Source organism: Burkholderia sp. Ac-20384, from assembly GCF_017104605.1.
In the GTDB taxonomy this organism is placed as follows: domain Bacteria; phylum Pseudomonadota; class Gammaproteobacteria; order Burkholderiales; family Burkholderiaceae; genus Burkholderia; species Burkholderia lata.
This window is the reverse complement of record NZ_JAAGPE010000096.1, coordinates 1-14,057: the sequence shown is the minus strand read 5'-3', so window position 1 is coordinate 14,057 and position 14,057 is coordinate 1. Positions and strand designations below refer to the sequence as shown.

The following is a 14,057-nucleotide window of genomic DNA, read 5'->3' as shown; positions in this document are numbered from 1 at the left end:
CGCAATCGCGATACGTCGCGTCTACGGGACCGATCCTGTATGAACGCCCAGACTCTCCCTGACCCGCACGACGGGCCCGCGCCGCGGCCGTCCTATCCGTACCGCCGCTACTGGGCCATGCTCCATGGCGGCCGGCGGCTGATCCTGTGCACGGCGCTCGCCGGCGCGCTGGCCGGGGCCCTCTACGCGCTCTGCGCGCGCCCGGTCTACCGGACCGACATCCTGTTCCAGGTCGAGCAGAGCCCGACCGAGTCGAAAACGAACTCGCCGCCGGGCGATCCGTCGTCGGTGTTCGACCTGAAGACGGATGCGTCGACCGAGATCGAGGTGCTGAAATCGCGCGCGGTGATGGCGCGTGCGGTCGACGATACCAACCTGGCCATCGATGCGCGGCCGCATTACCTGCCGGTCATCGGCTGGCGGTTCGTGAACGCGGCCGACGGATTGTCGTCGCCGCTGCCGGGCGGTTACGTGTACGGTACGGAGCGCATCGACGTCCCGACCTTCGACGTGCCGAAGCGTTTCGTCGGCAAGCATTTCGCGCTCGTCGTGGGCAATGGCGGCACTTATACGCTGCAGCGCACGGGGTTGCTTGGCAGGACCGGGCCCGTCTGGCAAGGCAGGGTCGGCCAGCCGCTGCACGTCGAGACGCCGCAGGGGCCGCTCGACGTATTCGTGCGCGACGTGGCCGGCGAGCCCGGCGCGCGCTTCGACCTGACGCGCTACGGCGAGGAAGAGGCGACCGCGTGGCTGCAGAAGAACGCGCTGATCTCGGAACGCGGCAAGCAGTCGAACATGATCGGCGTGACGCTCGACGGCCCCGATCCCGTGCACGACAGCCGCGTGCTGAATGCGGTTGGCGACGCGTATCTGGCGCAGAACACGCAGCGCAAGTCTGAAGCGGCCGACAAGCTGATCCGCTTCATGGATGCGCAGCTGCCGCAACTGAAGGCGCAGCTCGAAACGGCCGAGAGCCGCTTCAATGCGTTCCGCGCATCGCACGGCACGGTCAATACGAGCGACGAAGGGCTCGCGCTGCGTCAGCAGTCGGTCGACATCGAGACGCGCGTGCAGACGCTGCAGCAGCGCCGCGAGGAGCTGTTGACTCGGTTCATGCCCAAGCACCCGGCCGTCGTGGCGGTCGACGCGCAACTCGCCGATGCGCAGCATTCGCTCGACACCGTGCGCAAGCAGATCCAGCAACTGCCGACCGTCGAGCAGGGCGTGCTGCAACTGCAGCGCGACGTGGCCGTCGATACCGCGCTGTACACGAACCTGCTCAACACGCGTCAGCAGATGATCCTCGCGCGGGCCAGCAAGACCGGTACCGTGCGGATCGTCGACGCGGCGAAGATCGCGGAGACGCCCACCGGGCCGCATCGCGGGATGGCCGTGATCGCGTCGCTGCTCCTTGGCCTGCTGGCGGGCGCCGCGGTCGTGATCGTGCGGCAGCGGCTTGCCGGCACGGTCGGCGACGCCGAGGAAATCGAATGGTCGACGGGATTGCCGGTGTTCGCGGCGGTGCCGCACAGCCCGCCGTCTGAACAGGGCGTGTTGCCGTCGGAGGCCGCGCGGCGCCGCGCCGGACGCAAGCCGGCGCTGCCGGTGGCACCGGAGGGCGCGGCGCTCGAAAGCCTGCGCAATTTCCGCACGGCGCTGCAACTGGCGATGCCCGACGCGCCGAATCGTGTCGTGCTGATCTCGGGGCCGACGACGGGCGTCGGCAAGTCGTTCGTCGCGGCGAATCTCGCGTCGCTGGTGGGCGCCGCGAAGCGGCGCGTGCTGCTGATCGACGCGGACCTGCGCAAGGGCGCGCTGCACGAGCGGTTTCGCTTCACCCGAGCGCCGGGCCTGTCGGACGTCGTGGGCGGCTCGCACGGGTTCGACCAGGCGATCAAGCGCGATGTGATGCCCGGCCTCGATTTCATGCCGATGGGCAACGTCGTGCCCGATCCGGGCGAATTGCTGCTGCAGCCTGCGTTCGCCGAACTGATCGAGCGCGTCGCGGCGCGCTACGACATGGTCGTGATCGACAGTCCGCCGTTGCTGCCGGTGGCCGACGCGCTGGTGCTCGGGCGCCTGGCCGGAACCGTGTTCCTCGTCGCGCGCAGCGGCGTGACGACGCTGACGGAACTCGACGAAAGCGCGCGCCGGCTCGAGCACGCGCACATCGACGTACGCGGCGTGATCCTGAACGACTTCAAGGGCCCGCTGGGACGCTACGACTACGGTTACACGGAGACGAACACCCATCAGGCGGCATCCGGTTACGCAGGCGTGATGGGTGCGCGCGGCCCGGCCGGCTGAGCGGCGAGCGCGTGGCGCCGCACGACAAGGTGCGCACCGGCGAAGCAATGGAACGGACATCATGAACAATCGAGTGGCGGCCCGCTCGCGCATGCGGCCGCGGCAGCCGGCGATGCGTCGCCGGGCGGTTCGCGCGGGCCGCGCCGACGGTTACGCGGGTTACTGGTGGGAAGATCCGGCACGGCTCGTGCTGATCTTCATCCTGCCGTTGTACGGGCTGCTGTCCATGAGCCTGCTCGGCGACCAGAAGTCGATTGCGCGCATCTATTTCGACGGATATTCGGCGTTCGCGGGGGGCCTGTTCCTGCTGGTGCTGACGGCCGCCGCATGGTTCGCGACGACCGATGCGCAGGGTCGGCGGGTGCCGGACGACGGGCCGGCCGAGCTGTCGCCGCGCGTGCTCGATTTCGTGTTCGCGCTCGCGCTGTTCGGCTATCTCGTGATGATGAGCGGCGTGCTCGCGCATCCGGCCGTCCTGCTGCAGTTCCTGACCGGCACCGCGAACACGTTCGAGCTGATCGAACTGAAAGGGCGCGTCACGGGCCTGAGTTCGTTCACGCAGGCGACGGCGCCGTTCGTCGCGCTGTATTTCTACGTGTTCAGGACGCCGGTCAAGGGCTTCAATCGCTACAAGGCATACATGGTCGTACTGGCCGTGCTGACGTTGTTGCGCAGCTTCATCTTCGCGGAGCGGCTCGCGGTCATCGAGATCGCATTGCCGTTCGCCTTGATGGTGGTGCGGTTCCGGCTCGGCCGCAAGCGGCTGCGGTTGCTGGCGCTCGGGCCGTATGCGGCGATCCCGCTGCTGCTCGGCTTGTTCATCGTGAACGAATACAGCCGGTCGTGGGAAACCTACTACATCAACATCTACGACAACATCTTCGATTTCGCGCTCGAGCGCCTGGGCCTGTACTACTCGACGTCGCTGAACAATGGCGCCGGGATCCTCAACGTGCTCGGCTGGGGCAACGGGCACCCGATGTTCACGTTCGACTGGCTGCTGCATTTCCCGGTGATCGGCGCGACGCTCCAGCCGTGGCTCGACTCGGGCGACAGTGTCGACCTGTTCCTGAAAAGCTATGCCGATCCCGAGTTCAACAACCCGTCGGGCATCTTCGTCCACTTCTACGAATGGGGCTGGTTCGGTCTGCTGAACGCGGCGTTCGCCGGCTGGGTGTTCGGGCGTGGCTATGCAGGGTGGCGAAGAGGAAGCGGCTTCTGGTGCTGTGCGCACGCGGTGCTCTATGTGTCGCTGATGGAAATCCTGCGAATTCCGAACCTGTTCAGCGGCCGGGACTTCGTGCCGGTCGTGCTGCTGATCGTCGTGTTCAGATGGTTTGTGAAACGACCGGAACGGGCGTCGGCAACCGCCGCGCGCGGTGTCGCGATCCGGCGTGCGCCCGACATCGGCTAACTGTCGTCCAGCCCACAGTCGTCCGGGGCCGGCATGCATAAAGTGGAGCTTCTCACGACCACTCGCCATGCACGCGGGCCCTGACGGGGAAGCCGCATCGACCTCCACATGACTACGACTGCACGCGAAACCAGCCTCGACGTCGCCCGCGGCGCGGGGATCATTCTTGTCGTCTACGGGCACGTATTGCGCGGCGCCGTCTCGTCGGGCCTCGTGCCGGCCGGCGTGCCCGAGACCGTGTTGGCCTGGGTCGACTACGTGATCTACACGTTTCACATGCCGCTGTTCTTCTTCCTGTCCGGACTGCACGTGTGCAGCTCGTTGCGCGGCGCGCCGCAGCGGTTCATGGGGGCGAAAGTACGCACGATTGTCTATCCGTACCTGCTGTGGTCGATCCTGCAAGGCGGCGCGCAGATTGCGATGGCATCGCACGGTACCAATCATCCGTTCACGATTGGCGACCTGCTGGCGATCGGCTGGCGGCCGTTCGCGCAGTTCTGGTTCCTGTACGCGCTGATGCTCTGCATGATCGGTGCATGGCTGCTTGCCCGATGGGTGCCTGCATTCCCGCAGACGCCGATGCCGCCGCGCGTCCGCGACGCGCTCGTGGCAAGCGCGATGCTCGGACTCGCAATCGGCGCGGCGACGCAGTGGGGCATCGTGTCGACCACGCTGATGAACTGGCCGTTCTTCGTGGCGGGCGTCGTTGCATCGCGGGCGTTGCCGGGCTGGCTCGAACGCAACAGTCATCTTGCGGCGTGCGCGCTGACGGCGACAGGCTTCGTCGTGGCGGTCGCATTCGCGCACGGCTTCGGGAGCGCAACGAGCGCCTGGGCCGTTCCCGCCGCGTTCGCCGGCATCGCGCTGATGCTGCAGTTGGCATATCGCCATGCATCGTCGCCCGCGCGTGCCGGCTGGCTCGCGGCGATCGGGTACGCGTCGATGCCGATCTACCTGATGCACATCCTGGTGATGGCCGGCGTGCGCATCGTGTTGATGCGCGCCGGCGTCGGCAGTCTCGCGATACACCTCGTGATCGGCACGCTCGCCGGCGTGGTGGTGCCGATGGCGGTTTACCTGATTGCGCTGCGCACCGGCACCGCGCGCGTCGCCGGATTCCCGGCATGGCCGGGGCGCCGAGCGGCCGTGCGGCCGCAACCGGCATGACACGCATGGACGTAGCCCGCATGACTGGACGCCGATGCCTTTCCCGTCTTTGCTGCGCGATGCTCGGCATGTGGATGAGCGCCGGTCCCGCCGTCGCGGCACCCGCCGAGAAGGTGGCCCACGCGTCTCAGGCGGCGCAGGCGACGATTCGCGCGACCGCGCCGGATGCTCATGTCACCCCGGCGTCCGACGGCACCGATCAGGCCGACGCACTGCAACGCGCGCTGGACGCGCTGCAGCCGGGCCAGCGACTCGTGTTCGCGCCGGGGCGCTACATCGTCGGCCGTTCGCTCGTCGTTCGGCAAGCGCAGGTCGTGCTGTCGGGCTACGGCGCGACGCTGAGTGCGACCGTGCCGGACGACCAGACCATCGAAATGCGCGGCACGGGCACGACGATCGCCGGATTCAGGCTGGTGGGAACGGGCTCGACGCGGATGGGCACGCCCATGTCGACCAAGATCGAAGTGACGGGGCGCGACGTGCAGGTGCTCGACAATGTGATCGACGGCGGTGGCGGCGGCATTTTCGTGTTTGGCGGAACGGATGTCGCGATCGTCGGCAACGAGGTGCTGGCGACGCTGGCGGACGGCATCCACATCACGCACGGGGCGCGCAACGTGCTCGTGCGGGGCAACGTCGTGCGCGGCACCGGCGACGACATGATTGCCGTGGTGAGCTATCAGGGCGACGGCGTGCTCAGTCGCAACGTGCTGATTGCCGACAACTCGCTCGAAGGCAACGCGTGGGGGCGTGGCATCACGGTGGTCGGCGGTGCAGACGTGACGATCGCGAACAATGTCGTGCGCAACGTGCAGGTGAGTGCGGGCATTCTCGTCGCGCAGGAGGACAGTTCACGGACCTACGGCGCGTCCGGCGTGCTGGTGGAGAACAACGAGATTTCCGATATCCAGACCGCGGCCGGCCGGACCGATCCGCGCCCGCTGACCCAGCAGGCCGCGATCGACGTCAGTACGTGGTCGGGTTCGGTGACGCGCGTGGTCGTGATCGGCAACCGCGTGTCGCGCGCGCGGTTCGCCGGCATTCGCGTGTGGGGAAACGTGTCGCAGTACCGGATCGCGGATAACCGCTTGTCCGCGATCGGCGGGATGCCGGTGCAGGTGGGTGGGGGCGAAGGCTGTACCGCGGGTGGCGCGAAGGCCGCGCAGTGCGGGGCGATGGTCATGCAGCCGATGTCGATCGACGCGATCGGCGCCGACACGTCGGCATTGCCGCATGTGCGCGAAGCGCTCAGGCAGGCGCGCCCGCCGCAGCGCGGCATCGACTGACGAATCGATGCACGCGCCTGCGTGCGCGGCACGCGATTACCGCACGACGTCTCCCTCTACCACTTGCACGTGGGGTTCCGGTGCCGCGAGCGGCACCGAGTGCTGTTCCGGCAGCGGGTCGACGACCGGGCGCCCGTACTGGTCGTCGAAGCGCACGATATCGTCTTCGCCGAGATAGTTGCCCGATTGCACTTCGATGATTTCGAGCGGAATGCGGCCCGGATTCTCGAGGCGATGGACTTCGCCGACGGCGATATACGTCGACTCGTTCTCGCTGAGCAGAAACGTCTCGTTGCCGCGCGTCACCTTCGCGGTGCCGCGCACGACGATCCAGTGCTCGGCGCGGTGATAGTGCATCTGCAGCGACAGCCGCTTGCCTGGCTCGACGACGATCCGCTTCACCTGAAACCGCTCACCGAGATCGATCGAATCGTAATGCCCCCACGGACGCTGCACCTTGCGGTGTTCGCTCGCCTGCGGGCGGCGGTCGCTCTTCAGGCGCTCGACGATGTTCTTCACGCGCTGCACGTCATGCTTGTTCGCGACGAGCACCGCGTCGGGCGTTTCGATCACGACGACATCCTTCATGCCGACGCACGCGATGAGACGGCCTTCCGAACGCACGAGGCTGTCCTGCGTGTCCTCGAACACGATCGGGCCGCGGGCGACGTTGCCGTGATCGTCCTTCGGCATGATTTCCCAGATCGCATCCCACGTGCCGACGTCCGACCAGCCGGCCGAGAGCGGCACCACGATGCCTTCGATGCCGAGTTCGCTGCTGTCGGCCAGGCGCTCCATCACCGCATAGTCGATCGAGTCGGACGGGCAGGCGTCGAACGCCGCGGCGTCGATCCGGAAGAACGGATCGTCGGCGACGCCCGCGCGCCACGCCGACTCGCAGGCCGCATGGATCTCGGGCGCCAGTGCGCGAATCGCCTTGAGCCAGACCGACGCGCGCGTGACGAAAATGCCGCTGTTCCACCAGTAGTCGCCCGATTGCAGGTAGCGCTCGGCGAGTGCCGCGTCGGGTTTCTCGACGAAGCGTCCGATCGAATACCCGCCTTGTCCGCCGTGGCGGCTCGTCCGCGGCTCGCCGACCCGGATATAGCCGTAGCCCGTTTCCGCGCGGCGCGGCAGCACACCGAGCGTAACGATCGAGCCTTCCTGCGCATAACGCGCCGCGCGTGCAATCGTGTCCTGGAACGCGCCGACATCGGCGATTACGTGATCGGCCGGCATGACCGCGAGCACGGGGTCGTCCTCGAGCTCGCTGGCGTCGAGCGCGGCAAGCGTGAGCGCCGGCGCCGTGTTGCGCGCCGCGGGTTCGAGCAGGATGCGGGCGGGTGCCGCACGGTCGACCACTTGCGCGGCGCTCATGATGCGATGCTGTTCGCCGCACACCAGCAGCAGCTTGTCGCCCAGCACCGCGTTCGCGATGCCGTTCAGGCGACGCGCCGTCGCGGACAACGGCGATTCGTTCGAGGTCAGCTCGATCAGCTGCTTCGGATACTGTTCGCGCGACAGCGGCCAGAGGCGCGTGCCGGACCCGCCGGCGAGGATGACCGGCAGGATGCGTGGAAGGTCGGGTGCGGGAACCGGGTGCAGGGTGCGGGTCATCGGTTGGCTCCGGTATCGGCGGGCAGCCGGTTGTGTACGCGTGCGTCGGCACGCGCATCTTCATTTCTGGGCAGGGTCGCCGAAACGGTCCGGGACAACAGTTGGCGCAGCGCGCCGGCGGCGCGGTCGGCCGGCCGGATCATGCCGACGAACGGCGCGCCCTGTTCGAGATACGGTCCGTATGCCTTGCGGAATCCGAAACGTTTGTAGAACGCCTGGCGCGGGGCGGGAACGTGCATGCGCAGCGCGGCGTCCGGCCATGCGGCCAGCGCGGCGGTCAGTGCACGTTCGAGCAGGTGTTCGAGCGTATCGCCGTCGCGGCATGCTTCGCTCGTCAGTACCTTGTCGATCACGACGTCCGGATCGATGTCGTCGCCGGGCAGGAGCCGTGCGTAAGCCGCGACTTCCGCCGCGTCGCCGTTGCGCACGGTTGCGTAGACGTGCAATGCGCCCGCGTCCTTGCCGTCGATGTCGAGATGGGTATGCGCATCCTCGACGACCAGCACGGCGTTGCGTGCGCGCAGGATTGCGTAGAGATCGACGGCGCTCAGATGTTCGAATTCACAACAATGCCATTCCATGATGCGGTCCTCGCGTGAAACCTTCAGCACGCCGTGCCGCACGAATACGTTTGTCCAGTGCGAAGCGGCCATGATCATGATGCGGATGCTGAGCGCGCCGGTCTGTTCGAAAGCTTACCCACGCTCGGGGTTCGCGCGAGCGTGGCGTCGTCCGCCAACAGCGTCGTAGTGTCCGCTAACACACATCGGCGGTGCCAGTGCTTTCCGATAATTGCCACGGCATGGCGGCCGCGTTGCGTGGCGCGCCGTTATCGAATGTCATTGGAGAATCGGGAGCGGTACTTGAAGATTGCGATCGTTCACGACTGGCTGGTCGTGCCTGGCGGCGCCGAACGCGTGCTGGCGCACATGATCGACTGCTTTCCGCAGGCCGATGTCTACAGCCTCGTCGATTTCCTCGAGGAACGGGACTGCCTGCGCGGCCGCGCGGTGCACACGTCCTTCATCCAGAAGCTGCCGTTCGCGCGCACGCGCTACCGCAACTACCTGCCGTTGTTTCCGCTGGCCATCGAACAGTTCGACCTGTCGGCGTACGATGTCGTGCTGTCGAGCTCGTATGCGGTTGCGAAAGGTGTGCTCAGCGGCCCGGACCAGTTCCACGCCAGTTACGTGCATTCACCGGTGCGCTATGCGTGGGACCTGCAGCACCAGTACCTGAACGAGGCCGGGCTCGCACGCGGGCTGAAATCGGCAATCGCGCGCGCGCTGCTGCACTACATCCGCAACTGGGATGCGCGTTCGGCGAACGGCGTCGATCGCGTGGCCGCCAATTCGAACTTCATCGCCCGCCGCATCCGCAAGACTTACCGACGCGATGCGACGGTGATCTATCCGCCGGTCGACGTCGACCACCTGTCGCTACGTCCGGACAAGGAGGCGTTCTACCTCACCGCGTCGCGGCTCGTGCCGTACAAGCGGATCGACCTGATCGTCGACGCGTTCTCGCGTACGCCGGAGCGCCGCCTCGTCGTGATCGGCGACGGGCCGGAGATGGCGAAGATCCGCGCGCTGGCCGGGCCGAACGTCACGCTGCTCGGGTACCAGCCGTTCGACGTGCTGCACGACCACCTGCAGCGTGCGCGCGCATTCGTGTTCGCTGCGGAAGAGGACTTCGGCATTTCGCCGGTCGAGGCGCAGGCATGCGGCACGCCCGTGATCGCGTACGGGAAGGGCGGCGTGCGCGAGTCGGTGCGCCCGTGGCCGGTCGCCGGCGCAACGGGCCTGTTCTACCGCGCGCAGACGGTCGACGCACTGGTCGATGCGCTTGCCAGATTCGAAGCGCTGCCGCGCGGGGCGATCGATCCGCATGCGTGCCGCGCGAATGCCGAGTACTTCAGCTCGGCGCGCTTTCGGGACGAGTTCACGCGCTTCGTGATGAGTGGCTATGCTGCGTTGCAGGAGGAGATGGCCGGATCCGCCGGTTTCACGCCGCACGACGAGCCTTCGACCGAGGCCGGCATGCGCGATCGGCCGGTCCGGGATGGCGAGACGGCGCTGCGAACCTGAGCGGCGATCGTGCGGGTTGATTACGGAGTGTAACGGCGGCGCGTCCCGTGCGCCGTGGCGGGACGGCTCTGCCGGCCGTCGGCGCGCGCGATTATGTGGCGTGTGGCGTGCGGTGCCGGTCTTTTTAAAGGATTTCAGTGAAAATCACGCGCAATCTAGGTTACCCATCTGGCGGAAATGTAGTATTTGCCACTGATTGACGTGAATGCTGAGAGAGAATCAAATCTCAGTAGCCAAAGGTAGGTCGCGCGGGGCGACCGGCTGCGTAACCGGATGATTCAGGATTATCTTTTGGTAACAAGACCATCTCGAAACGGGGTGTAAATTCACGAACGGATGAAGTGCGACGGTCATTCAGCTTGGAGGGTGGCCGCCATTCGGTTCAGCATCGGGCGCGACTGTCGTGTACGACGCGGCGCACATGCGGACGGATGCTCCGTTTGCCGACGCGCTCCGCCTGGGCGGCTGGGTTGCGTCAAAGCGGGAACGTCGTGGCTCCCGCAGCCGCGCGTTCCCTTCGAGTTCGATGACAACGAGGCCGGATGACATCCGGCTCGACCTCCGGGGGCTCTCGCCGTGTGCAGTTTCGATCTTCGCCAAAGCTGCGGAAACGCAGCGCGGAAAGGTGGCCACGCGCCGCCGACCGCAGCGCACGCGAACGGTTCGCGGAGTGGAGAAAGTGATGGTTCGTTATGAATATGCCAATAACGCGCGATAAGATCGCCGACGCGGGGAGTGGTAACGGGCAGCGTCCGTTGATTTACTGGACGCAGTCTCCGTCGGTCATGCTCCGAAAGGAACTGGCGCGACGCGACTGGAAAGTGTCGATCGTCGCGCAGGCCAGCGAGCTGCGCGAAACGTCCGGCGAAATCACCTGCGGCATTCTCGACCTGAGCGGCGGCCATGCCGACGCGATCGGCAGCATCGCGTCGACCTGCGCGTCGATGCGCGATGTCGTCTGGGTCGCGCTCATCGACGTCGGCCAGACCGCTTCGCCGAACGTGCGCGCGCTATTGCGCGACTATTGCTTCGATTACGTCACGTTGCCCGCGTCACATCAGCGGATCGCCGATACGGTCGGCCACGCGTACGGCATGGAATGCCTGTTCGCGCGCGACCGCGAACGGCTCGAGTCGGAGGAGAAAGGCATCGTCGGCACCTGCAGTGCGATGCTGCGGCTGTTCGATACGGTGCGGCGCTTCGCGCGCACCGACGCGCCGGTGTTCGTGTTCGGCGAAACGGGCACCGGCAAGGAGTTGACGGCGGTCGCGATCCATCGCCATTCGGAACGCCGCAACGGCCCGTTCGTCGCGGTCAACTGTGGTGCCATTCCTCCCCATCTGCTGCAATCCGAACTGTTCGGCTATGAGCGTGGCGCGTTTACCGGCGCGAACGCACGCAAGATCGGCTATGTCGAAGCGGCGAGCGGCGGCACGCTGCTGCTCGACGAGATCGGCGACCTGCCGCACGAGAGCCAGGCGAGCCTGCTGCGTTTTCTGCAAGAGCGGGCAATTCATCGCCTGGGTGGCAGCGATCCGGTGCCGGTCGATGTCCGGATCGTGTCGGCGACGCACGTCGACCTGCGCGAAGCGATGGAGGAAGGGCGCTTTCGGCCGGACCTGTTCCATCGTCTGTGCGTGATGCGCATCGACCAGCCGCCGCTGCGCGCGCGCGGCAAGGACATCGAACTGCTGGCGCATCACATGCTCGAACGCTTCCGCGGCGACGCGCGCCATCGCGTGCGCGGGTTCTCGACGGATGCGATCACCGCACTCTACAAGCACGACTGGCCGGGCAATGTTCGCGAGCTGATCAACCGCGTGCGCCGCGCGGTCGTGATGACGGAAGGGCGCCTGATTACCGCGCAGGATCTCGAGCTCGAATACTGTCTCGATGCCGCGTCACCGTCGGTGGCCGACATCCGCAAGTCGATCGAGCGCGAGGCAATCGAAACCGCACTGCTGCGCACGCGCGGGCGCGTCGCGGCATCGGCGCGCGAGCTCGGCGTGTCGCGCGCGACGCTGTATCGCTGGATGGAGGCATACGGGATCGAGCGGCCGCGCGGCACGGGCTCGTCCGACTGAGATTCGACAGGGGCGCTCGCGGCTGTCAGCCGCCGCGAGCGTCGCGTCAACCGGCCTGCGTGGCGCGCACCGTGCGCGCGGCGTTCACGGCCCGGATTTCCACGGCTGGCGGCCCATCGGTCGCGGCCGCATGCTTCCCGATCATTTGAAGCGGAACGAGCGCGACGCGCGCCGGCGTGCCGGGCGCGAGATGGAACCAGTCGTCGCGCGGCATGAAGCCCGGCGCATCGATCTGCACATGGCGTGCGACGTGCCGTGTATCGATGTCGACGTGCCACGTGTCACCGGTGCGCGACACGCACGCTTCCAGCCCGAGTTCACGACGTGCCAGCACGGCCGGATGTGTGCGGGACGGAAAATGGAACGCCTGCGACAGCAGCGTGCCATCGTCGGCGCGCAGGGTCGCGACGACGGTGTCGTGTTCGCAGGGCCCGAAGCGGTACGCGTAGGTCCAGTCGAAGAACCGGCCGAGCAGCTCGGCCGAGCCGATCCGCACCGTGTCGTGCGCCGCGATCCGCACCGGGCAGCCGGCCCGCGCGACCGGCGTGCGGCCGTCGCGCAGCGCGACCAGCTCGAGCGCGGCCGTTAGCGGCGCCGGGCGCTCGTTGACGACATGCACGTCGAGCCCGTTCAAGCCTTCGTCCACCAGCAGCACCTGCACGGGCTGCAGGACCTGACGCAACGCATGCCACGCCGATTTCGGCCGATGCGCGGCGTCGATCATCCCCCAGCCGGCGCCCGGCATCACATCCTGGAACTGCCAGACGAGCGCGCCGGCGCAGCGCGAGCCGGTGCGCCGCCATTCGGAAAACGTATCGCGCATCAGGTCCGCGATCACCGCGCGCGACAACTCGAAGTAGCGCGACGGATCCTCGCGCCGCAGCCGGTCGGGCACGACGTCGTAGAGCGTCTGCAGGTAGTGGTCGCGAATGTCCTCGAAATCCCACGACGTGCCGGGGTCGCGCGGCACGGCTGCCTTCCAGCGCGGCTCGTGCACGCCCGGCCAGCCGAGCTCGGCGAGCGTCGCGTCGCACGGCACGTTCGAGAAAGCGAGGCATTCGCTCGCGAAGCGCACGTCCGCGCGGCGGGCGTCGTCGAGCGGGCGCAGGTATGCACCGACGCCGTAGTAGTGCGACACGCGTTCGCGCGGGGCGAACGGCAGCACGCCGCCGTCGGGCGAATCGGGCACATACGGGACGTCGGGCCGGCATGCGGCTGCATGGCCGGCCAGCCGGTCTGCGGTCAGCTCGAGGAAGCGCTGCTTCGGCCCGAGCCCGGACATCGCGGCCTGTTGCGCGATCTCGCTGCCGCCGCACAGGACGGCGAGCGACGGCGACGCGCTGTGACGCGAGAGGAACTGCCGGGCTTCGCGATCGACGTTGTCCGCGAATGCGGGATCGTCGAGCGCATAGTCGAAGTTCGCGAACATGAAATCCTGCCAGACCAGCAGTCCGAGCCGGTCGCACCAGGCATGAAAGGCATCGGCCTCGTAGGTCATCGTGCCGCCGACGCGGATCATGTTGAAGCCGGCGTCACGCGCGAGCCCGAGCAGGCGGGCGTAAGTGGCGTCGTCCGCGTGCAGCGCGAGCGGCGCGGCGCTGCTCCAGCATGCGCCGCGCGCGAACACGGGCACGCCGTTGATGCGCAGCCCGAAGCCCTTGCAGTCGGCGCCGGCGTCGACTTCGATCGTGCGGAAACCCGTTGCGCCGAGCGGTCGCAACGCGTCGCCGAGATGCAGTGCAACGTCGTACAGCACGGGCTCGCCGTGCGTATGCGGCCACCAGCGGCACACATTGGGCACCGCGACGCTGGTGCGCAGGCGGTCGGCGCCGGCGCGTTCGAGCGTCGCGTGGTGCTTGCCGCACGACAGCCGTGCCGCGAGCGCGTCGGGCAGCGGCGCGGCGAACGTCAGTTCCGCGTCGAGCCAGCCCGTGTCGCCTTCGATGCGTGCGTGCAGGTCGCAATCGACGAGAACGGGCCCGTCGGCCGGATCGAGCACGTCCACGGGCCGCCACGGGCCGGTCGGCACATGCGGCGGAAACCAGCCCGGCATGTGTCCGCACAGCGACGTGCGGACCGGGCGCCGTGCCGCGGT

The 14,057-nt window shown here is 67.5% G+C and carries 9 protein-coding genes; 6 read left to right on the top strand and 3 right to left on the bottom strand.

Annotated elements, in window-relative coordinates:
• The first annotated feature begins 39 nt into the window (after nt 1-39).
• The 4 genes from G3O00_RS19380 to G3O00_RS19365 all read left to right on the top strand — a co-directional run bounded on the left by G3O00_RS19380 (nt 40) and on the right by G3O00_RS19365 (nt 6,174).
• Entirely contained in the window at nt 40-2,307 is a 2,268-nt protein-coding gene (locus G3O00_RS19380) for a polysaccharide biosynthesis tyrosine autokinase (protein WP_206143994.1), read from the top strand.
• A 91-nt stretch (nt 2,308-2,398) separates the two neighbouring features.
• Complete coding sequence (locus G3O00_RS19375) at nt 2,399-3,721, top strand: oligosaccharide repeat unit polymerase (protein ID WP_241025226.1); 1,323 nt, start codon at nt 2,399-2,401, stop codon at nt 3,719-3,721.
• Between the two features lie 108 nt (nt 3,722-3,829).
• Nucleotides 3,830-4,888: an acyltransferase gene (locus G3O00_RS19370; protein ID WP_206143992.1), complete on the top strand. Its 1,059-nt coding sequence runs from the start codon at nt 3,830-3,832 to the stop codon at nt 4,886-4,888.
• Between the two features lie 20 nt (nt 4,889-4,908).
• On the top strand, nt 4,909-6,174 hold the full coding sequence (locus tag G3O00_RS19365) for a right-handed parallel beta-helix repeat-containing protein (protein WP_206143991.1): 1,266 nt from the start codon (nt 4,909-4,911) through the stop codon (nt 6,172-6,174).
• Nucleotides 6,175-6,210: 36 nt separating this feature from the next.
• Here G3O00_RS19365 and G3O00_RS19360 read toward each other — a convergent pair whose 3' ends face one another.
• Nucleotides 6,211-7,791, bottom strand: a complete 1,581-nt coding sequence (locus tag G3O00_RS19360; protein ID WP_206143990.1) for a mannose-1-phosphate guanylyltransferase/mannose-6-phosphate isomerase — start codon at nt 7,789-7,791, stop codon at nt 6,211-6,213.
• Nucleotides 7,788-8,450 carry a drug:proton antiporter gene (locus G3O00_RS19355; protein WP_011355413.1) on the bottom strand — a complete coding sequence of 221 codons (663 nt, stop codon included), beginning with the start codon at nt 8,448-8,450 and terminating at the stop codon, nt 7,788-7,790. The genes G3O00_RS19360 and G3O00_RS19355 overlap by 4 nt, the downstream gene beginning before the upstream one ends.
• 204 nt (nt 8,451-8,654) lie before the next feature.
• On the opposite strand from G3O00_RS19355, the gene G3O00_RS19350 reads away from it, so the two are divergent.
• Nucleotides 8,655-9,878 (top strand): glycosyltransferase family 4 protein, encoded by a 1,224-nt coding sequence (locus G3O00_RS19350; protein ID WP_241025224.1) that lies wholly within the window; start codon nt 8,655-8,657, stop codon nt 9,876-9,878.
• 692 nt (nt 9,879-10,570) lie between these two features.
• The gene (locus G3O00_RS19345) at nt 10,571-11,962 is read left to right on the top strand and encodes a sigma-54 dependent transcriptional regulator (RefSeq protein WP_174932395.1); all 1,392 of its coding nucleotides are present in this window, start codon (nt 10,571-10,573) and stop codon (nt 11,960-11,962) included.
• Nucleotides 11,963-12,008: 46 nt separating this feature from the next.
• On the opposite strand, the gene G3O00_RS19340 is transcribed toward G3O00_RS19345, so the two are convergent.
• Nucleotides 12,009-14,057: glycoside hydrolase family 2 protein (locus G3O00_RS19340; RefSeq protein WP_241025223.1), on the bottom strand; the 2,049-nt coding region annotated here is incomplete at its 5' end.

What these genes read in the sequence shown, in the direction of transcription:
- G3O00_RS19370 (WP_206143992.1), top strand. Translation starts at nt 3,830, where the DNA reads ATGACTACGACTGCACGCGAAACCAGCCTCGACGTCGCCCGCGGCGCG.
- G3O00_RS19380 (WP_206143994.1), top strand. Translation starts at nt 40, where the DNA reads ATGAACGCCCAGACTCTCCCTGACCCGCACGACGGGCCCGCGCCGCGG.
- G3O00_RS19355 (WP_011355413.1), bottom strand. Translation starts at nt 8,450, where the DNA reads ATGATCATGGCCGCTTCGCACTGGACAAACGTATTCGTGCGGCACGGC.
- G3O00_RS19365 (WP_206143991.1), top strand. Translation starts at nt 4,909, where the DNA reads ATGACTGGACGCCGATGCCTTTCCCGTCTTTGCTGCGCGATGCTCGGC.
- G3O00_RS19360 (WP_206143990.1), bottom strand. Translation starts at nt 7,791, where the DNA reads ATGACCCGCACCCTGCACCCGGTTCCCGCACCCGACCTTCCACGCATC.
- G3O00_RS19345 (WP_174932395.1), top strand. Translation starts at nt 10,571, where the DNA reads ATGAATATGCCAATAACGCGCGATAAGATCGCCGACGCGGGGAGTGGT.
- G3O00_RS19375 (WP_241025226.1), top strand. Translation starts at nt 2,399, where the DNA reads ATGCGGCCGCGGCAGCCGGCGATGCGTCGCCGGGCGGTTCGCGCGGGC.